The following is a 20,225-nucleotide window of genomic DNA, read 5'->3' as shown; positions in this document are numbered from 1 at the left end:
TTTTTAATTTCAATAAAAACTTTCACTTTTTTTAAAAACATCAAACTTGAATGCGAAAATCATATATCATATAATTGAAAGAGTTTGAAGGAGATATCTATGAAAGAAACCGATGCATTAATAATTGGTAAGGGACCAGCAGGGATACAGGCTGCCGTGTATCTTAAACGTGGGAATGTGGACACGACTGTAATAGGAAAAGATTTGGGTGCTAGTGAAACGGCTCGTGATGTGGATAACTTCTATGGATTCACATCCATTGGTGGTGTTGAATTGGTTGAACGCGGGATTAATCAGGCCATTGAACTTGGAATTGATGTGGTGACAGATGAAGTGTTATCCATTAGTTTTGATGGTGAAGGGTATTGTGTTGAAACAATCCATGAGACGTATAAAGCCATCAGTGTTTTACTTGCAACCGGATCACATCGAAACATTCCGAGAATTCGTAAAATTCGAAATTATAATGGACGCGGTGTTTCTTATTGTGCAGTATGTGATGCGTTTTTCTATCGTGGTAAAACCGTTGCAGTTGTGGGGAGTGCAGAGTATGCAGCCCATGAGGCAGCGGAACTTGTTGAGATTGCATCCAAAGTATACGTGCTAACAAATGGTGAACCGATAACCGGAACCTTTGACGAACGTTGTATCATCCTTGAAGAAAAAGTAAAAACTGTTGTCGGTGAGGAGAAGGTTACTGGCGTAGAAATGGAATCAGGTATTATTGATCTGGATGGTATTTTTGTTGCGATTGGATCTGCAACGACAACGGATCTAGCGAATAAATTAGGCTTGGGTGTTGAGAATGGTCGCATTCTTGTAAATGAGAATATGGAAACAAATATGCCAGGATTGTATGCTGCTGGGGATTGTACCTTTGGTGTCCAACAAATTGCGAAAGCCGTTGGAGATGGATGTATTGCGGGTATGAATATGATCAGTTATATTCGTGGTATTAAACGTGGTCTGAAAGCATGATCCAAGTTTTTGCCAGCGATTATGATGGAACGCTTTTTCGAAATTCTAAAGTCAGTCAAAAAGATCTTGAAGCGATTAAGGCATTTCAAAGACGAGGCCATAAGTTCGGTATTGTGACAGGACGTACAATTCATTCAATATGTGCGGAAATTGATAAATATGGGATACCCGTTGATTTTATTGTTGGGATTAATGGGGGTGTTGTCTTAAGTCATGATTATCAAGAGTTGTTTTTAAGCAATCTTAATCAAAATGTCGTGGATTCACTGATTGTAGATATTGAAGCTTTTGGGGTTTTGTTTTATGGTGTTAATGATGGATATCGCTTAAGTCGTGTGGTCATGGATGCATTAATTCAGCCAGTTAAACCTAATATTCCGCTTACTGATTTATCGGATTTAAAACACGAACGTGGTGTTCAAGCGATGTATGTCGTGACACAATCACAGGATAAGGCTTTAGTCCTTACCAATGACATTAATGAAAAGTACGGTGATCATGGTGTTGTTGCGTATCAAAATGTGAGTGCTGTCGATATAGGTATGCGTGGGATTTCTAAAGCAACGGGATTACAAGAAATTCTTGATTTCTATGATTTCGAAGGACCTGTGTATACCATGGGTGATAGTTATAATGACCTTCCAATGATTGATGCGTTTTGTGGCTTTGTGGTTTCTGATGGCGAATCATCGGTGAAAGCAATGGCACAAGCCGTTTTTTCAAGTGTTGGGGATGCGATTTACTCACTTTTAGATAAAAAATAACGAAACAAGCATTTTTGCTTGTTTTTTCTATGTTCAAAGCGCTTAAAACTGTTATTATAGAGAACGAAGAGGGGAATTCTATGAAGATTTTTAAGAGGTTTCAGATGCTTCTTGGCTTTATTGTGTTTTTAGCCGGAGCAATTCTTGCTTTAGGTGCATGTTTTTATTTCCTCGCACCAGGAAAACTTGAGATATCGATTCAAATGCATGGCTTGGGATTAATGTTAATGATTCTGGGTTTTATGATCAGTGGTGAACTAACAAAACTTGGTCAGAAACATGAAATTTGTATGTGTATTCCAGGACAAATTTTACTTGCATTAGCGTCTTTATCCGTCATTATGTGGATTTTGTCATATTCTGTTTTACGCGTCTTTGACTTATACTACATCTACATGGGACTTATTATTGTTTGGAGTATTGGTTTAGGAATTTTAAATTGGTGGCGTTGGCCCGGGAAATGTGTTCGTCCCAAACGTCCTGTGAAACAACAAACCCATTTTACCGAAGAACAAGCGTTTCGTAATGCACTGGAGTCACAGTCATACCAAACGATGTGTCAGATATCTAAAATACTGGATATTCAACGTCAAGTGGAAAACCAAGCTAAGCTGGTAAAACCAATCCGCATTGATACATGTATTCAAAATGTATTTGGACACAGTCTTAACTTTGATACCTATGAGAACTTTTTAAAGGGTATCGATGTACGTTATTTAATAACGTTAACTCAGTGGATTTTAGATCCATCTGATTGGAATCGTTTGAATAAAGAAATTGAAAATGATCGCTATAACTTTAATGGTCCGAAAAGTATGTTTGATAATCGCTTCTTGGAGATTCATCGTCTCAGTGATTATCTTTTAAATGAGTCGATTGAACTACCGGGAGGAACGTCTGATTTTTTCCGTACAACACGCGTAAATACAGTTTTCGTAACCATTGCGAGCGCCATTGCGATTTCAAAACTACTATTCTTTGAACGCATTGCAATGACTTTGGATGCACGTCATCCTTTATATAAGATTTTATCGGAAGCGTGTTTTAAAACCGATTCTGTAGTTGGGGTTTATCATGAAACACATGAAATCTATGCATTAGATCCTTTACCAGGAATTCGGGTTCAATTTGAATACCGTTATCTTGTGAATGATTTTTATCATAGCAAATATGATCAAGACGGTCGATCTATCTTTAATGATGTGGTTGTGGATCCTGAGAAGAGTCTTCATGATAACATTTGTATTTGGCTGGAATATTATGCGAAAAATCCAGAGTGTGCACATGAGAGTATTACACGTCCAATTGTGCATGCGTGCATTCGCCGTGGTTCGCTGATTACAATGACAAAAACAAAAGACATTATTTGGATTTTAAGACAACTTGAAAACTATGAGGCATACTTTAAAGATTATCAATCAAAATATGTGGATACGTTTCAAGCTTTTGAGGAAGAAAAAGAACGCGATCAATCCTTAGATCTAGCCTGTGCTCATATCAAAACGGATTTACAGTTTTACCAGTATACCAAAGACTTACTCAGTAAGTTTTGTTATACGGTGTTGGGACGTGATCAAGAAGTGAACCCATCGGAGATGGTTCTGTATCGTGCAGATGGCTTTACGTACTATGTTCGTATTCTATATATGAAGTCTTGTGTCGATCAACAATCTGTGATGGAGGGCTTAACTTCTCCCTATTATGATCGTGCAGATGCTCATGTTATTCTTTCAAATGCGAATTACACAGAGGAAGCGCGCGTGCTGGCAGAATCCAATAAGATTCAATTACTAAATGGTAAAGATTTAGGAATCATCAAACACTATGCAACACGAAAGAAACGCATTCATGATTTAGATATCATTAAGCGTTTAGGGGATTTAGAAACAGTTTAAAAAAAGTGGCGATGCGAAAGAATGGCATCGCCACTTTTTTCTGTTTTGGGCTTGTGGTTTTAAATAAAGCAATGTATAATATGAATATATGAACAACCACTCATATGAAAGGAACCCCGATTATGAATCAAAAAGAATTAGAACACGATGAAATTAAAATTCTTCAAGAAACACTTTTAGCCGAAGATGAATATACTGATTTATCGATGCTATTTAAAATGTTCGCCGATCCAACCCGTTTAAGAATCTTTACGATCTTGTCACATCAAACGGTTTGTGTTGATGATTTAGCGGAAATTCTTGGTATGACGCAATCTGCTGTCTCACATCAGTTGGCATCACTTCGAAAAATGAATCTTGTAAGAAGTTCAAAAGTTGGAAAAAATGCTTACTATCAACTCGCAGACAGTCACGTAATGCAAATCTTTAGTCAAGCACTCGATCACGTAAAGGAGTAAACGATGAAAACAATAAAAGAAGTTAAATTTGAATTGGATGGATTACACTGTGCCGATTGTGCCGGTAAAATTGAACGTGAGCTTCAAAAACAAGACTATATTGAAGATGCACGCGTTGATGTTGTTTTAGGAAAAGCAAAACTGAAAATTAAAGAAGGTGTTGATGTGGATGATGAATTTGTAAAGAATGTAACCAATTCCATCCAGAGTATTGAAAACATCGGTGTCAGTTTAGAAGGCGGTCTTCAAGAGCATCCTAAGGATGAGCATGAAGGTCATGATCATGGTGATGCAGGGATGTCTCCCTTTATTTGGTTGGGTGGCTTTATCATTGCATTACGACTATTTATGGACGCACCGTGGTTAAATATCGTGACAATTGGGGTTTATTTTGTAGTTGGATGGCCAGTCCTTAAAGCCTTTGTCAGTGGTTTATCACGAAAACAATTTTTTGATGAAAACGTTTTGATGTCGGTAGCGACACTCGGAGCACTTGCGATTGGTGAATACGGAGAAGCCTTGGGTGTTATGGTTTTCTACAGTGTTGGGGAGTATTTCCAACATAAAGCTGTCGATGATTCCCGTGCTTCAATTAAAGCCCTCTTGAATAAACGTCCTCAATTTGCACGCAAACTTGTGGATGGGGTTGAGGAAATTGTAGCGTGTGAAGCGGTTCAAGTTGGTGATCGCATTCGTATTAATCCTTCAGATCAAGTTCCTTTAGATGGGCTTGTAGTTTCAGGGAATACAACATTCGATATGTCATCACTAACCGGTGAGTCGATGCCTGAAAACATTTTTGAAGGGGATACGATTCTTTCGGGATCGATTAACCTTTCATCTCCAATTGAAGTAGAAGTAACAAAAGAATATTCAAATTCCACAATCTCGAAGATGTTAACGCTGATTGAAGCATCTTCCGATAATAAAGCGAAAACAGAAATCTTTATGACGAAATTCTCACGTATTTATACACCAATCGTATTTGTACTTGCGCTTGTGATTATGCTTTATGTCGGTATAACAACAGGGGTAGCCTATGATGGTATCTATCGTGGTCTCGTCTTCTTGGTAATCAGTTGTCCTTGTGCTTTAGTTCTGTCCATTCCGCTTGGTTATTTTGCAGGGATTGGTCGCGCAAGTAAATCGGGTATCTTAATTAAAGGCGGCGAATCGATTGAAGCGCTCGCAGCAGTTGATGGTGTTGTCTTTGATAAGACGGGAACGCTAACCAAAGGGGAACTCGTCGTTACAAATGTTTCAGGACGTGAAGACGTTTTAGAAATTGCAGCACATTTAGAATCGTATTCAAATCACCCAATTGGGAAAGCGATTGTGAATGCATACGACAAGCCCGTAAACTTAGAACGTGTTTCGGAAGTTAAAGAAGTGTTTGGTAAAGGGATTCGTGGACTTTGGGATGGTGAGTCTGTTTTTGTAGGATCGCTTAAAAACGTAAAAGAAGAAGGTTATGATGTAAGTAGTTATGAAAGTGACATGACTTCGGTACTTGTTGTCTTAAATGAGGTCTTAATTGGTGGTATTGAATTGGATGATACACTGCGTGAAGACAGTAAACAATTAATCCAAGATTTACATAAACGTCATATCTTCAGCATCATGTTAAGTGGTGACCGTCAAAGCGTTGTGGACCGTGTCGCCAAAGATATGGGTATTGACGATGCTTACGGGGAATTACTCCCAGAAGATAAAGTTTCTCAATTTTCAAAAATCAAAGCAGAACGCAATGCAACCTTGGCTTATGCTGGGGATGGAATGAACGATGCAGCAGTATTAGGACTCAGTGATGTTGGATTCTCAATGGGAGCAGTCGGAAATGATCTCGCAATTGAATATTCAGATGTTGTCTTAGTGAATGATAACCCGCATCAAATTCTTGAAACCATTGATATTGCGAAGAAAACGCAACGCATTACATACATGAACATTATCTTGATTATGGTTATTAAGATTTTAGTCCTTGTACTTGGTAGTTTAGGACTTGCGAAAATGTGGATGGCCATTATTGCGGATGTTGGTGTAAGTATTCTTGCAGTTCTTAATGCAATGCGAATTATGCGTATCAAACGTTAATTAAACAAAAAAACATGAATCTTAAGATCCATGTTTTTTTGTGGTCATGAAGGTAAAGTGAAGTAGGATTGAAAATCACGGTTTGAGTAAAGTGTGATTGATTGTAAACATTTTTCATGAAAAATATCATATATTTACATTTTATGAAACAAAGGTTATAATATCACCAGTAGAGAGATAAGGATGATGTACATGCAGGAATTATTAAACAATGGTTATTTTTGGCAGAAAATCGATTCACTCGTATTATCAACAAATGTAGTAATTTCTCAAGTCAAAGGGTCTCACCATCCTAAGTATATGAATATGGTGTATCCCGTTGATTATGGGTATCTTGAAGATACAGATCAAATCAAGGTATTTAAGGGGAGTTTAAAACGTTCAAGTGCAGACGCTGTGATGATTGTCGCTGATATTTTAAAGAGAGATTTAGAAGTGAAATTATTATGGGGTTGTACCGAAGCGGAAGAACTTGAGACCATTCGTTTTATTAACCAAACGGATTATCAAAAAGGAATTTTAGTTCGCCGTGGGAATGTGTTACCGGAATGGGCAATGACTGATTAAACTACACCCAGTGTAGTTTTTCTTATGTCAACATGAATTGAAATAAAGTCTTTATGTGTTTAAAATGTAGTGTATGCATCATCAAGTTAATATGATGTGATGGGTAACTTTAAATGAGGAGGACATATCATGGGTCGTAAATCACGTGAAAAGAAAAACCGTGTTCCTGGGGAACATGTAAGTAAAAAACAGTTAAAACAAGCTGCTGTGAAAGAAGAACAAGCGAATGAGAAAACGGAAATTGCATCCCTCGCTTTAAGTATTGCTTCGTTAATTTTTGTCTTTATTGGAGTCTTTACAAAACAACAATGGTATCTATACATTGCGATGGCGTGTGTCTTGGTATCGCTTGTGCTTAAATATCTTGGAAAACGTCGAAAATAATCAATTAACGACAAATTGAAAACTGGGAAACCAGTTTTTTTTATGTTTGTCCGTGAAGAAACTATGAAGTTTATTGTAGAACCTTGCTATGTATTTCACAAAGTAAGGTGTATTTTGAGTGTTTTCTCCTGAATTTTATAAATTTCATGATTTTTGGGTGTTGAAACGCTCGTCAAAAATTCATGATGATGACTATAATAGTACCTGTAAGTAGCTACTACAAAAAATGAGGTGATTCAATGGAAAAAGCTGTTTCATTATTGAAGAGTTTAAACTTTTCAGAATCAGAGTCAAAAGTCTATTTAACGCTTTTACAAAATAATCCCATGACGGGATATGAAGCCAGTAAATTATCAGGGGTAGCCCGTTCTAAGGTGTATAACATACTCGAGAGCCTTAGAGACAAAGGTGCTGTATTGGTTTCGAAACAAACAGATCCTCTCCATTACAGTGCAGTGGATATTCAAGAGGTTATTGATAACTTCAAATATCAGATGAATGACCGTCTTGGAGATGTATCGCATGAATTACAACGTTTTAGTCATAAGATTGAATCAACGGAGTTGTGGAGTTTAAAAGGTTATGAGAATGTCTTTAACCGATGCCGCCGTTTGATTTCTGATGCGAAATCAACAATTCTTTTACAAGTTTGGGAAGAAGATTTACCGCTTATTTATGACGAACTTAAGCAATTTGAAGCACGATCAGGAAATCTTGTCGTGATTCTTTACAGCAAGGATAAGAACTACGATGTGGATTTAAAACACGTTTACGCCCATGGTTTTGAGGAAGCGATGTTAGCGGAAAACCGTGGTTGTCGTTGGATCAATCTTGTTGTCGATGATGAAGCACTCATCTTTGGTCATATAGAGCCACAAAATGTAGAGGTCTTGTGGACAAAAGCACCCAGTATGGTGTTTTTAGCTAAAGAGAATGTACGTCATGATGCGTATTGTTTAAGATTGATTGATGCGTTAGATGAAGAAGCGAAGAAAGAATTTGGACCCGACTTACTCAAAATAAAAACACTATTCTAAGGGAGAAAACATTATGTTAGGAATAATTTTAGGAGCAATCGTTTTAATTAACGGAACCTTCTTAGTGAAATTTGTTATGGATTTATTAGCACACCGTGAAGAAACAAAAGCAGAACCTGCACCAACTGTAGGTCTTGCAATCTCATCATTTATTATGTTCTTCTTATCAACATTTGGAATCTCAGACTTTGCGATTTCAACGGTTTTATACCGTAAGTTAAAATGGGTAGATGACAAACGTTTACCGGGTACGCTTAATACACAATGTGTTTTACCGGTAGCGGTAATGGCGTTATCATACATCTCAGGAATTCAAGTCGATCTTAAAACTTTACTTGTATGTATTGGAGCACAAATTTTAGGTGCTTATGTCGGACCACGTTTTGTTGTGAAATTACCGGTAGAGTTAATCCGTAAGTTTATTGGTATTGGACTTGTGATTGCATCAACATTAATTGTTGCTGGTAAAATGAATATTATTCCATCAGGTGGAACGGCTACAGGACTTTATGGCGTGAAACTTGTTGTGACTGCGATCTTAATCTTTATCTTTGGTGCTTTAAATAATATTGGTATTGGTTCTTATGCATTAACAATGGTTACGGTTTATGGAATGGGTCTTAACCCAGGGGTTGCCTTCCCAATTATGATGGGTGCTGCAACATTCTCAGTTCCTGTTGGAAGTATGCAATTTATTAAATTTGGTGAATACAGCCGTAAGATTACATTATTCACGTCAACACTTGGAGTTCTCGGTGTTCTTATTGCGGTTTTCCTTGTGAAATCTTTAGATGTAAGTATGTTACAATGGCTTGTAGCAGGAATTCTTCTCTATAGTGGAGCAAGCATGATCTATGAAGAGTTCTTTAAATCTAAAAAATTGGTAGAAGCAAACTAGGAGGCTATGATGTTAGTTATTAGTAAAAGTGATATCGAAAATATATTTTCAATGAAAGAAGCAATTGAAGCGGATAAAGAAGCGTTACGCATGTATACAGAAGGTGGTACAACAGTACCTCTTCGTACAAATATTGATGCGAAAAATGGGCAAAACTTATTTATGCCTGCTTATGTTTCAGAGTTAAATACTACAGGTATTAAAATTGTTTCAGTGTTCCCAAATAATCCAAGTCTTGGAAAACCAGCAGTACCTGCACAAATGGTGCTTCTTGATGGGGAAACTGGGGAAGTTTGTGCCATGATTGATGGTACTTATTTGACACAATTAAGAACGGGTGCTGTTCAAGGTGCTGCAACGGATTACCTTGCATGTGCTGATGCGAAAGAAGCGGTTTTAATTGGAGTAGGTGGACAAGCGGAATCTCAACTTGAAGCAATGCTTGTTGTTCGTGATTTAGACCGTGTGGGTGTTGTGGATCTTAACCGCGAATTCGCGGAAAAATTTGTAGCACGTATGAATGAAAAATTTGCGTCATACAATACTGAAATTTATTTAGTTGAAGATGTAGATGCAGCCATTTCAAATGCTGATATTATTACAGCAGTAACAACATCAAAACGTCCTGTATTTGATGGTTCTCTTGTGAAAGCAGGTGCTCACGTTAATGGTGTGGGTGCATATACTTCAGAAATGAAAGAAGTTCCTGTTGAAGCGATTGCGAAAGCAGATGTTGTTGTGGTTGATACATTTGATGGTGTTTTTGCAGAAGCTGGGGATGTCTTGAGTGCTCTTGAACAAAATCTAAAAACAAAAGAAGACTTTGTGGAAATGGGTACCTTAGCACTTGATGGTTCAAAAGGACGTCAAAGTGATGATCAAATTACATTCTTCAAGTCTGTAGGAACTGCTGTTCTTGATGTTGTTGTGGCTCATAAGATTTATGAAAAAGCACGCGAATTAGGAATTGGTACTGAGATCTAATAGAATTGATATGTTTGTAGTTTCAATCAAACAAAGCTATATTTTAAATTAAACAAAAAAGCCTTATCCATGTTTATGGAATAAGGCTTTTTTATTTGTAATGATATTTTTTTCAGGGTGTTTTTAAATGCGAGTTAATTTAGAAATGGACACAGTTGTTTTACCTGAACCATCATTTCACTTTCCTTTTCGTGTCCATAAAGGACTCGCATGCATCAAACGGATTTAAAGCATGTTAGTTCCTTCGCTGTCCGTTATCATTCAACAATGAGGCTATTATGCGCCTTAGCGTTGATTTAAAAACAACTGTGTCTACTAAAAAGGATTATTGAGCCCCTTGAGGGATAATCGGTTTTTCGGAATCCTTAAAAATTTGATCTACATAAGCGCTTGATTGAGGTTTTCCATACAGAAGATCCGGTGTGATAAAATATCCGGCAACCGATTCCGCAAAGGCTTCATAAGTATTTGTGGAGCCATAGGTGCCATCTTGCCATTCTTGCAAATAGATTTCTTTCCACTCTAAAGTATCATGAACACCTGTAGCAAATCCGTATAAATGAGCCATCTCATGATACATGCTTTCTGTATCCATAATCATCCAATCTTGAAGTAAATAGATATATGGTTCATGTGGCATAACATACGCATACGAACCTTCTGGAACCTCGTGGTAGCCACGACGAAATGCATAGAAATATTGACGCAGTTTGCTAGGCATACCTGCAATCATTGGGTGAGAAAGATCGGGTTTGTCGCCATTATAATTATAATTGATGCCATAGGATGAAATATCCGCTTGTTCTAAATTCGAATCCGCATCATCTTCTGTATCCGTCTCATCAAGAATTTCTTCCTCAATGGGCGGTGTGTCAACCACACTGATGTTTTGGTAGCGCCGTAAAAGTTCGGGTACGACCACGTTTTCGAGGTGCTCAACTTCTAAGACATCCGATCCAATTGCCCCTTCGGTTTTCGAATACTGTTTTGTTTCTTTGTGACACCCACTTAATAAAAGGAGCAGGCAAAGTGTGTAAAGTGTTGGTTTCATAGATCCCCCTTGAAAGCAATAAAACGCCTGGTACGGCGTTTTAGAATAATGTATGAATTGCGTTATAGATGCCGTTATCTAAAATATCGGTTGTGACATAGTCTGCTGCTTCCTTAACATGTTCAGGTGCATTACCCATGGCAACCCCAATAGCAGCCATTTCAAGCATTGTAAGGTCATTGGCGGCATCACCAAATGCGATGACCTCATCCCATGTTAATCCAAGACGGTCTAATACAATTCCGATACCAGCTATTTTACCAGCACGGTTTGAATATATATCATAGGCATCGGCATAGGCTTTAGCGTAATGACCATCTGGACATAGCGCTTTTGAGGCTTCGATGAGGGATTCATCACCCATTAAAAAGAGACCCATAGGGACTTCATCACCTTCTTCGATAGACTTAGCATCTGTATAATCCACAAGAATGTCTTGTTTTTCACTGCCTTGCATATAAACCGTTTGAAAGATTTCAAGATTTCGATAGACACGCATATCATGCTGCATTTTCATAGCTAAACCAATGTCGTGGTGATTGCAATAGTCAATAATTGCATTGACCTCACTTCGTATCATTGGCACATTAAAAATTACATCCTTATTATGATCATAGACACACGCTCCATTAATTGTTACATAGTAATCAGGATTAATCGTTTCGTGGATATCATCATGGATGAAGTAAAAAGCACGTCCGGTCGCAATCATCACTTCGATTCCTTTCGCTTTGAGATCATTAATTGCTTGAACTGCTGTTGTTTCTATTTTGACTTTTCCGCGTTTGATGAGGGTATCATCAATGTCAAAAATCGCGAGTTTTATTTTTTTAGTTTCCATATTCACTATTTTAGCACATTTTGCTTTCATATTAGCGTTCTTTTATGTATAATATACCATAAGTTTATGGAGGTAGATGAATATGATGAATGGTAAAGTAATTAAAGAAGCTTACACATTCGATGACTTGCTTTTAGTTCCTGCAAAGTCAGAAGTTGTGCCAGCTCAAGTTAAATTACAAACGCGTCTAACGGATAAAATTACACTGAACATCCCTATTGTTTCAGCTGCAATGGACACTGTTACTGAAGATGCCATGGCAATCATGCTTGCGAAATTGGGCGGTATGGGATTTGTGCACAAAAACATGCCCGTTGAAGCTCAAGCTGCAATGATTAAAGCCGTTAAAGAAACTGAAGTTGAATCATCATTCGAGGATGCAAACATCGACCCACAAGGACGCCTACGTGTAGGTGCTGCAGTTGGCGTTGGCGAATCATCATTAGAACGTGTACGTGCACTTGTTGAAGCAGGTGTGGATATCGTTGCGGTTGATAGTGCTCATGGACACTCACAAGGTGTTATTGACACTGTGCGTATGATTCGTGCCGAATTCCCAGAATTAGATATTGTTGGTGGTAATATTGTTACTGCACAGGGAGCAACAGATCTAATCTATGCGGGTGCTAACGTTATTAAAGTTGGTGTTGGTCCTGGATCAATCTGTACAACACGTGTTGTAGCTGGTGTTGGGGTTCCCCAATTGACTGCTGTAAACGATGTTTACTCTGTAGCACGCCAATATGGTGTGGGTGTTATTGCCGACGGTGGTATTAAACTATCCGGGGATATTGCAAAGGCACTTGCAGCCGGTGGAAGTTGTGTTATGCTAGGTGGGTTACTTGCGGGTACTGAAGAAACACCTGGAGAAGTAATGGAAGTATTTGGTAAAAAGGTTAAAGGTTATGTTGGAATGGGATCATTAAGTGCGATGCAACGTGGTTCAAGTGATCGTTATTTCCAAGGTGGCGTTTCTGAATTGAAGAAGCTTGTACCAGAAGGTATTGAAGCGACGGTTCCTTTTAAAGGATCAATTCGTGATGTTATTTATCAAATGCTTGGTGGATTACGTTCTGGAATGGGTTACTGTGGTTGCGGAACGATTGAAGAAATGCACCAAAAAGCGCAGTTTGTGAAAATCACAGGCGCAGGACTTCGTGAAAGTCACCCTCACGATGTTGACAACGTGAAGGAGGCACCAAATTATCATGGCAAATAAGATTATTGTTTTAGACTTTGGGTCACAGTATAATCAATTAATTGTTCGTCGTATTCGTGATTTAGGCGTATACAGTGAATTATTAGATAATGAGATTACAGCTGAAGAAATCCGCGCAGATAAAGATATCGCTGGTATCGTTTTATCCGGTGGACCCAACTCAGTGTATGCAGATAATGCATATCATATTGATCAAGAAATTTTTGAACTTGGATTACCAATTTTAGGTGTATGCTATGGTATGCAACTTATGGCGCACCAAAATGGTGGTAAAGTTGAATCACATTCAAAACGTGAATACGGCTTAGCACCGATTGAAGTAAAACAAGACAACCCAATTACTCAAGGATTACCATCATCATATAATGTATGGATGAGCCATGGCGATCAAGTTAAAACAGTTCCTGCTGGATTTGACGTATATGCTTCATCAGAAAATACAGACATCGTTATGATGGGTAATGATGAAAAGAAACAATATGGAATCCAATTCCATACTGAAGTACGCAATACTGAAAACGGTATTGAAATGTTAGAAAACTTTGTAGTTAACGTATGTAAAGCTGAAACAGGCTGGGATATGGAACACTTTGTTGAAGAACAAACTGCAATCATCCGTGAAAAAGTAGGTAACGAACATGTTATCTGTGCGCTTTCAGGTGGTGTTGACTCTGCTGTTGTTGCAGCACTTTTACACCATGCAATTGGCGATCAACTAACATGTATTTTTGTAGACCATGGTCTACTTCGTAAAGGAGAAGCAGACAGTGTAGTGGAAGTATTCCAAGATCACTTTAAGATGAATTTAATTAAAGTTGATGCACAACGTCGTTTCTTAGATAAACTTGCGGGTGTTGATGATCCTGAGAAAAAACGTAAAATTATCGGTAACGAATTTATTTACGTATTCGAAGATGAAACTAAAAAGCTTCGCGATGCGAAATGGTTAGCACAAGGGACTTTATATACAGATGTTATTGAATCAGGAACAAAGACCGCTCAAACAATTAAATCACACCATAACGTTGGGGGATTACCCGAAGATATGGACTTCAAATTGATTGAGCCACTTGATACACTCTTCAAAGATGAAGTGCGTAAATTAGGACTTGTTCTTGGTTTACCAGAACATATCGTTCATCGTCAACCATTCCCAGGACCTGGAATCGCAATCCGTATTCTTGGTGCTGTCGATGAAGAAAAAATTAAAATTGTACAAGAGAGTGATTACATTCTCCGTGAAGAAATTGCGAAAGCCGGTCTTGACCGTGAAATCTGGCAATACTTTACCGTACTAACAAACTTAAGAAGTGTAGGTGTCATGGGCGATCAACGTACTTATGATTACACACTTGCAATCCGTGCCGTAACATCAATTGATGGAATGAGTGCAGACTTTGCACGTATCCCATGGGATATTCTCCAAAAAATCTCAGTTCGTATCGTAAATGAGGTTCAAGGAATTAACCGCATCGTCTATGATTGTACTTCAAAACCACCAGCAACAATTGAGTGGGAGTAAGAGATTGATTTTAGAGAGCCTTTACTAAAAGGTTCTTTTTTGTATAACAAACATTCATTAATTTTCACTTACCATACAAACAGGTTCTATTATAATAAAAAGGCAATATTGTACATTCAGTTATAAACATTGTAAAATATAAATATGAATTTAGAGATAGGATGATTGAATTGGCGAAAAATAACAGTGCCTCAAAAAAAGATGGTGTCTTTTATACTAATTATTTACTTGCGGAATTTATGATTGAAAAGATGAACATAGATTACAAATCTAGCTTTAGATTGTTGGAGCCGGCAGTTGGAGAAGGTCATATCTTATTAAATATTGTACAAAGAATTTTAGATTTTAATTCGGAAAAAGATGATTCATTTATTAAAGAAAAAATGCAGGAAAGCATTGTAGGGTTTGATAAAAGAAAAGAAGCTATAGAAATATGTAAAAAGTCATTAAATGAACTAATCAAAGATAATCGAGGGAAAGACCTAAAAATAGAATGGAATATATTTGAATTGGATATCCTAGAGTATCAGAATAAGAAAATTGTGGGGGACTTTGACTACGTAATTTGCAACCCACCTTACATTTCTAAAAGGAATTTATCAAAAGAAAAGAGGATAATTTTAGAAAAAAAGAGTAACTATTGTAACAAATATAGTTATGACCTATATTACTATTTTATTGAGTCTTCTTTAGAATATTGGAATGGGTTTGGGAAAATGGTGTTTGTCACTCCAAATTCATACTTAAGAGCGCGAAGTGCAAACAGCTTAAGAAAAGATATTTTTCGAAAAAGACAAGTAGAAGAAATTTTTGACTTTGATCATAATAAGTTATTCTCTGATGCATTGACATATAGTGCAGTAACAGTATTTAGTTCAAATAATACAAACTTACGACTAATCAAAATGGACGATAAGTTTAAGGAACTAGAGTCAAAAAGAATAGAGTATAATAGAATTGATAGATTACCAGAATACCAAATATATCAAATAAATTATATTGAGGACAAAATTGAAGGCATACCATTAAAAGAAATTGCATATATAAGTAATGGCCTTGCAACACTTGCGGACAGTGTTTTTTTTCTAAAGAAAAGTGAAACAACTAAGGATGTGTTTTTAGATAAAGATAATAATGAAATAAACATTGAACATAAAATATTGAGAAAGACAGTTCGAGCATCAAACTTAGATGAAACCTATTATTTAATTTTCCCATATACTCAAAACAAAGAAAAAGGGGTACTTGAAGTGATGAAACTTTCAGAAAACTACTTCCCATTAACCTATCAATATTTAACAAATAACCTAAAACCACAGTATAAGGAAAAATATGGTTTAGGTTTTGGTCGAACTCAAGGTTTGAAGCACTATTTAGAAGAGAAGATAATTGTTCCAAAAGTTGCGACACCTAATACTAAATTTAGATCGGGGGAGTTTGGGTATATACGTGCTGGGCTTTATATAGTGATGAATGAAGGATATAGCGATATCACTGAATCGGTACTTGAGTATTTAAATTCTGATGATGTAAACCGATATTTAAATGAGGTCTCTAAGAACTATTCTGCCGGATACAAGAGTATAAGTTCAAGAGACTTGAAAGAAATTTTGATTCCCATGAACATACTAAGGAGGAACAGATGATTACTAGAACGAAATTTAAAACAAATGCTAGAACAGTAAATTTATTAGGAAAGGATAATGTTTTAGACTTTAAAAGTGCAGTAATAGAGTTGATAAAGAATAGTTATGATGCTTATTCAGAAGGTGTTTATATTTGCGTAGACACAAATAAAATGGTTATAGCAGATAATGGAATTGGAATGAGTTATGAAGAAATAGTAGATGTGTTTTTCACTTTAGGTACAGATTCAAAATTGTTTGATAAGGAAAGGACCATTCAAATGGGACGGGAAATAAATGGTTCAATGGGAATAGGCAGATTATCAATGGGGAGAATTTCGAAAAAGGCTACCATTATAACTTCTGACGGACAATCGGCTTTTAGGTTTCGATTTGATTGGGAGGACTTTGATTCAGGCCAAGACCTTGCAGATTTAAGTTTTGAAATTGAAGAGGTTGGATTGCAAAAGTTTGAGAAAATCTTTTCCGCATTTGAAGAGGTAGAAAATAAAGTAACTGGAACAATAATAATAATGGAAGATTTGAATGATTACTGGTATTCAAATGAGGACAAATCTATCTTAGCGGCAAATCAGAATAATAATTATGATGTTTTGAAAAAGAGTTTGAATGGTGTTTTGAATCCAATGAAATATACAAACGATTTTAAGATAGTGCTAAATTATTTTGGAGAAGTAGAGCAACTTACAAATGAAACAAAATTAATAAATTCAAGTGCAGAAATGTCAATAGAATATGACTCAAATAATAAAGAACTTACCTTAAGGGGTTTTTTTCATGAATTTGATGTAAATGCATTTCCTGATGATTTTGTCGAAGAATATAGTGATGTAGTTAAAGGCTATTTATACAACGATAAAGAAAAGAATTTAAAATTTCAGTTCCATCATAGAATTAATCTTATAAATCTAGATGGAGAAATAATGGATATAAAAGAAGTCGAAGGTATGAAGAGAAAAAACACAGTAAAGGAAATTCTGGATATTGGTAATTTTTCCGGGAAATTGTATTTTGTTAGGAGACCTGGGGGAACAAAAATTCCATTTGTAAAGAACATTATAACAAGGGCCGAAAGTGACAAAATTGAAAGAGGAATCTCATTATTTAGAGACTCTTTTAGAGTAAGACCATATGGTGAGGAAGGTACAATTGCATTTGACTGGTTGGGGATAGAAGCAAAACGATCTCAGAATCCTGCTGCTGTTTCAAGAAAAGACTATATTATGCAAGCTAACCAACTTGTTGGTCATATAAACATTACAAAAGAATCTAATGATAATTTTATTGATCAATCTAATAGAGAAGGAATCCGTAGTACAAAAGAATTTGATGAATTCAAGAAGATTCTTCTATTTTCAGTAATTGAATTTTCTAAAATTAGATCTAAAATGCATATAAAATACGAAGAATTTGTTAGGTCAAAGTCAAATTACGAGTATCATAGTAAAATTGGTGAAACAAAAGTTAAATCAATAAAGTCAAAACTTTCTAATCACAAAGGAGACCTTATTTCATTATATAATGATTCTAGTTTTATAGAATTAGTAACAAAAGAAACGATTTATGAATTATTTTCTCTTAATGTTGCTACTGATGAAGTTAATACATTTCTGACTAATGAAAACGACCTATTGAGATCACTAGCTACACAAGGCATATTAATGAGTACATTTGCACACCAAGTAAAAAATGATAGAAAATTCATTGAAAATGAACCTGAGGTCTTAAGAGAAATGGCACATGAGTATGATAGAATGTTTAATACTGATATTGGAAGTCTTTCAAATGATGTCAATTTGATTTATTATTCAGATCTTGTAGAGAAAGTCAATTCTAATATTTTAGGATTTATAGTTGCGTCAATTAAAAAGCAAAGTAAGAATAGGAATAGATTAATTAGTTTAACGAAATACTTTAAAGCGACAATTAGTTGGTGGTCAGACATAATTTCTGATAGATTTAATAATTATGTATTTACAATCAATTCAGTAAATGTAAATGATTATCCAGACGAATTAAATGAGTATAATGTTTATGCTAATGAAGCGCAACTAGATAGCATATTTCTTAATCTTCTTTCGAATTCACTAAGTAATTTTAATGAATTTGAAATAAAGGAGAGGCGAATAGACTTGGAATTAGAAATAGGGAATAATGATTTGGTGAAGATTCTATATTCAGATAATGGAACGGGATTATCGCATACAGTGGGTCTTGATAAGAATGTTATTTTTAAACCATTCGAAAGTTATTCACACAAAGAAGAAGCAACAGGAATGGGACTCTGGATTTTGGATTCAGCAGTGAAATCTCTAAATGGAGAAAAAGAGTTAATTTGCGAAGTTGGACAACAGGGGTTTGAAATACTAATTACATTAAATGGGGAGGAATTAGGCCTTGAGTAGTAAAATAAGAAAAGTAGCATTTGTGGATGATGATCAAAGTGCTCAATTTGGAGAATTCCGTGAACTTAAAAGAAGACTAGTAGAGCATAATAAATCTAATGGAGAAAGAATAAAGTTGGAGTTTATATGTCTTCAAGATAAGACAATGGAAGAATTAATCACAGAAATAATCGATTCTGAAATTGAAGGTCTAATATTGGATTATAGTTTTCAAGAGTATAATAAGAACATTGCAAATGCGAGAATTCTATGGAAAAGAATTAAATCTAGTAACCCGAATTATCCAATTGCAATATTGACAAGCAAAGAACCCTTCGAAATTGAATTAGCCCCAGAGGTTGAGAAAGTATTTAGTAAAGATAACGAAGAGAGATATGGTGAATTATTTACTTATATAGAAGATCAAATGGACTTAATAGATAAAAAAGATGAAAACATTACAAAAGTATTAATGGAGATTAAGAATCAAGATTCTGCTTTTGACTATCAAGTTCATAATTTTGAAAGCGAATTAAGTAAGTCTTTTAGTATAGAATCAACAGAGGAGTTCAGGGAGAAAGAAAATGTCAAAGATTATGTAGAAAGCGCATTAAAAATAATTAGTGAATTTAGTGGTGAACAAGATGCCTAGAATCACTTATAAAAGAGATTTTAGAAATATCAGTAATTTTGATCTAAGTCATTCTGAGGATGTAGGAGAACTTTCGTATCTTTATAATAAGAAAGAAATTAGACATTTGCTAAGGGAAGATTTTGGAGATAGATGTTTGTATTGTGGATGGGACTTGTTTTCGTATGGGGGAAATTATCCACATATAGAACATTTAATTTCACAGAAATCAGATGAGGGGAAAACCCTAGTTGATACGTATAGGAATTTAGTTTTATCTTGTTCTATCTGTAATACAACAAAAAGAAATAATGAAATTGACCCAAACTATTTCCCATATAAAAAGGATTATAGAAAAATAATGTATCGAACATCTTTTGGGGCAATTGTTCCTAATCGTGATGTAACAAAAGAGGAACAAGAAGCTGCCCAGAAAATTATCAAAACAATTGGCTTAAATAAAGAAATCCATAAACTTGATTATGTTATTGATAGTCTCGGAATTGTTAAAGAGAAGATAAAACTAGCTCATAATGGTAATAAATATGATTCAAAACAGTTGTTTGATAAATATTTAGAAGTGGATAGAGTGATTGATGTTTTAAAAAGATTATGTATAAGGAATAGTGGGTTTTCCATAGAAGAAGATGTTTAGTTACTGATGAGGAATAGTTACTTCATCTTTTTCTTTACCCTAATCACGAAACTTATAAAAATTGTCAAAATCAAGTGTTACAAAATCTAAAGAGTCACACCGAACGAATAAAAGCCCAGTCGGGTAGGTTTCAAACCTAAATTATTTAGGTTGGGAAATAAGACCTCAGGTTTTATTTATGTGTTCTTGACATGGGGTACAGTTTACTTCCTGCCCA

At 35.8% G+C, this 20,225-nt stretch carries 18 protein-coding genes; 16 read left to right on the top strand and 2 right to left on the bottom strand.

What is annotated here, in order from left to right; translation table 11 throughout:
• Positions 1–99: 99 nt before the first annotated feature.
• The 10 genes from LLS04_RS01340 (at position 100) to LLS04_RS01295 (ending at position 10,059) form a co-directional block, all read left to right on the top strand.
• A complete protein-coding gene (locus tag LLS04_RS01340; protein WP_123171170.1) occupies positions 100–978 on the top strand; it encodes an NAD(P)/FAD-dependent oxidoreductase in 879 nt (292 codons plus the stop codon).
• Entirely contained in the window at positions 975–1,742 is a 768-nt protein-coding gene (locus LLS04_RS01335; protein WP_323611488.1) for an HAD family hydrolase, read from the top strand. The genes LLS04_RS01340 and LLS04_RS01335 overlap by 4 nt, the downstream gene beginning before the upstream one ends.
• Before the next feature lie 80 nt (positions 1,743–1,822).
• Positions 1,823–3,637, top strand: a complete 1,815-nt coding sequence (locus LLS04_RS01330; RefSeq protein WP_323611487.1) for a restriction endonuclease — start codon at positions 1,823–1,825, stop codon at positions 3,635–3,637.
• Positions 3,638–3,759: 122 nt separating this feature from the next.
• Positions 3,760–4,095: an ArsR/SmtB family transcription factor gene (locus tag LLS04_RS01325; protein ID WP_013853252.1), complete on the top strand. Its 336-nt coding sequence runs from the start codon at positions 3,760–3,762 to the stop codon at positions 4,093–4,095.
• A gap of 3 nt (positions 4,096–4,098) precedes the next feature.
• Entirely contained in the window at positions 4,099–6,189 is a 2,091-nt protein-coding gene (locus LLS04_RS01320) for a heavy metal translocating P-type ATPase (protein ID WP_323611486.1), read from the top strand.
• Positions 6,190–6,381: 192 nt separating this feature from the next.
• Positions 6,382–6,756 carry a hypothetical protein gene (locus tag LLS04_RS01315; RefSeq protein WP_013853249.1) on the top strand — a complete coding sequence of 125 codons (375 nt, stop codon included), beginning with the start codon at positions 6,382–6,384 and terminating at the stop codon, positions 6,754–6,756.
• A 129-nt stretch (positions 6,757–6,885) separates the two neighbouring features.
• On the top strand, positions 6,886–7,140 hold the full coding sequence (locus LLS04_RS01310; protein ID WP_123171174.1) for a hypothetical protein: 255 nt from the start codon (positions 6,886–6,888) through the stop codon (positions 7,138–7,140).
• A gap of 239 nt (positions 7,141–7,379) precedes the next feature.
• Positions 7,380–8,177: a TrmB family transcriptional regulator gene (locus LLS04_RS01305; protein WP_323611484.1), complete on the top strand. Its 798-nt coding sequence runs from the start codon at positions 7,380–7,382 to the stop codon at positions 8,175–8,177.
• A gap of 13 nt (positions 8,178–8,190) precedes the next feature.
• Positions 8,191–9,075, top strand: coding sequence for a sulfite exporter TauE/SafE family protein (locus LLS04_RS01300; protein ID WP_323611483.1), 885 nt, complete (start codon positions 8,191–8,193; stop codon positions 9,073–9,075).
• Positions 9,076–9,084: 9 nt separating this feature from the next.
• Complete coding sequence (locus LLS04_RS01295; protein ID WP_323611482.1) at positions 9,085–10,059, top strand: ornithine cyclodeaminase family protein; 975 nt, start codon at positions 9,085–9,087, stop codon at positions 10,057–10,059.
• Positions 10,060–10,384: 325 nt separating this feature from the next.
• Here the strand turns inward: LLS04_RS01295 and LLS04_RS01290 are convergent, their stop codons facing one another.
• Both LLS04_RS01290 and LLS04_RS01285 read right to left on the bottom strand, forming a co-directional pair.
• Complete coding sequence (locus LLS04_RS01290) at positions 10,385–11,110, bottom strand: hypothetical protein (RefSeq protein WP_323611481.1); 726 nt, start codon at positions 11,108–11,110, stop codon at positions 10,385–10,387.
• 40 nt (positions 11,111–11,150) lie between these two features.
• Entirely contained in the window at positions 11,151–11,981 is an 831-nt protein-coding gene (locus LLS04_RS01285; RefSeq protein WP_323611480.1) for a Cof-type HAD-IIB family hydrolase, read from the bottom strand.
• A gap of 52 nt (positions 11,982–12,033) precedes the next feature.
• Here LLS04_RS01285 and guaB point away from each other — a divergent pair, with 52 nt between their 5' ends.
• The 6 genes from guaB (at position 12,034) to LLS04_RS01255 (ending at position 20,008) form a co-directional block, all read left to right on the top strand.
• Positions 12,034–13,170 (top strand): IMP dehydrogenase, encoded by a 1,137-nt coding sequence (gene guaB / locus LLS04_RS01280; RefSeq protein WP_216822549.1) that lies wholly within the window; start codon positions 12,034–12,036, stop codon positions 13,168–13,170.
• On the top strand, positions 13,160–14,692 hold the full coding sequence (gene guaA / locus LLS04_RS01275; protein ID WP_323611479.1) for a glutamine-hydrolyzing GMP synthase: 1,533 nt from the start codon (positions 13,160–13,162) through the stop codon (positions 14,690–14,692). The genes guaB and guaA overlap by 11 nt, the downstream gene beginning before the upstream one ends.
• A gap of 161 nt (positions 14,693–14,853) precedes the next feature.
• Positions 14,854–16,338 (top strand): Eco57I restriction-modification methylase domain-containing protein, encoded by a 1,485-nt coding sequence (locus LLS04_RS01270; protein ID WP_323611478.1) that lies wholly within the window; start codon positions 14,854–14,856, stop codon positions 16,336–16,338.
• Positions 16,335–18,743, top strand: coding sequence for an ATP-binding protein (locus LLS04_RS01265; protein WP_323611477.1), 2,409 nt, complete (start codon positions 16,335–16,337; stop codon positions 18,741–18,743). Before LLS04_RS01270 ends, LLS04_RS01265 begins: the two co-directional genes overlap by 4 nt.
• A complete protein-coding gene (locus tag LLS04_RS01260) occupies positions 18,736–19,374 on the top strand; it encodes a hypothetical protein (RefSeq protein WP_323611476.1) in 639 nt (212 codons plus the stop codon). The genes LLS04_RS01265 and LLS04_RS01260 overlap by 8 nt, the downstream gene beginning before the upstream one ends.
• On the top strand, positions 19,367–20,008 hold the full coding sequence (locus LLS04_RS01255) for an HNH endonuclease (RefSeq protein ID WP_323611475.1): 642 nt from the start codon (positions 19,367–19,369) through the stop codon (positions 20,006–20,008). The genes LLS04_RS01260 and LLS04_RS01255 overlap by 8 nt, the downstream gene beginning before the upstream one ends.
• Positions 20,009–20,225 lie beyond the last annotated feature (217 nt).

The organism is Erysipelothrix enhydrae (genome assembly GCF_035066605.1).
GTDB classification, from domain to species: domain Bacteria; phylum Bacillota_I; class Bacilli_A; order Erysipelotrichales; family Erysipelotrichaceae; genus Erysipelothrix; species Erysipelothrix amsterdamensis.
The sequence above is the reverse complement of the archived record's forward strand: the minus strand, read 5'-3'. Positions and strand labels throughout refer to the sequence as shown.

What these genes read in the sequence shown, in the direction of transcription:
- LLS04_RS01330 (WP_323611487.1), top strand. Translation starts at nt 1,823, where the DNA reads ATGAAGATTTTTAAGAGGTTTCAGATGCTTCTTGGCTTTATTGTGTTT.
- LLS04_RS01325 (WP_013853252.1), top strand. Translation starts at nt 3,760, where the DNA reads ATGAATCAAAAAGAATTAGAACACGATGAAATTAAAATTCTTCAAGAA.
- LLS04_RS01335 (WP_323611488.1), top strand. Translation starts at nt 975, where the DNA reads ATGATCCAAGTTTTTGCCAGCGATTATGATGGAACGCTTTTTCGAAAT.
- guaB (WP_216822549.1), top strand. Translation starts at nt 12,034, where the DNA reads ATGATGAATGGTAAAGTAATTAAAGAAGCTTACACATTCGATGACTTG.
- guaA (WP_323611479.1), top strand. Translation starts at nt 13,160, where the DNA reads ATGGCAAATAAGATTATTGTTTTAGACTTTGGGTCACAGTATAATCAA.
- LLS04_RS01340 (WP_123171170.1), top strand. Translation starts at nt 100, where the DNA reads ATGAAAGAAACCGATGCATTAATAATTGGTAAGGGACCAGCAGGGATA.
- LLS04_RS01285 (WP_323611480.1), bottom strand. Translation starts at nt 11,981, where the DNA reads ATGAAAGCAAAATGTGCTAAAATAGTGAATATGGAAACTAAAAAAATA.
- LLS04_RS01310 (WP_123171174.1), top strand. Translation starts at nt 6,886, where the DNA reads ATGGGTCGTAAATCACGTGAAAAGAAAAACCGTGTTCCTGGGGAACAT.
- LLS04_RS01270 (WP_323611478.1), top strand. Translation starts at nt 14,854, where the DNA reads ATGATTGAATTGGCGAAAAATAACAGTGCCTCAAAAAAAGATGGTGTC.
- LLS04_RS01305 (WP_323611484.1), top strand. Translation starts at nt 7,380, where the DNA reads ATGGAAAAAGCTGTTTCATTATTGAAGAGTTTAAACTTTTCAGAATCA.
- LLS04_RS01300 (WP_323611483.1), top strand. Translation starts at nt 8,191, where the DNA reads ATGTTAGGAATAATTTTAGGAGCAATCGTTTTAATTAACGGAACCTTC.
- LLS04_RS01265 (WP_323611477.1), top strand. Translation starts at nt 16,335, where the DNA reads ATGATTACTAGAACGAAATTTAAAACAAATGCTAGAACAGTAAATTTA.
- LLS04_RS01290 (WP_323611481.1), bottom strand. Translation starts at nt 11,110, where the DNA reads ATGAAACCAACACTTTACACACTTTGCCTGCTCCTTTTATTAAGTGGG.
- LLS04_RS01320 (WP_323611486.1), top strand. Translation starts at nt 4,099, where the DNA reads ATGAAAACAATAAAAGAAGTTAAATTTGAATTGGATGGATTACACTGT.
- LLS04_RS01295 (WP_323611482.1), top strand. Translation starts at nt 9,085, where the DNA reads ATGTTAGTTATTAGTAAAAGTGATATCGAAAATATATTTTCAATGAAA.
- LLS04_RS01315 (WP_013853249.1), top strand. Translation starts at nt 6,382, where the DNA reads ATGCAGGAATTATTAAACAATGGTTATTTTTGGCAGAAAATCGATTCA.
- LLS04_RS01255 (WP_323611475.1), top strand. Translation starts at nt 19,367, where the DNA reads ATGCCTAGAATCACTTATAAAAGAGATTTTAGAAATATCAGTAATTTT.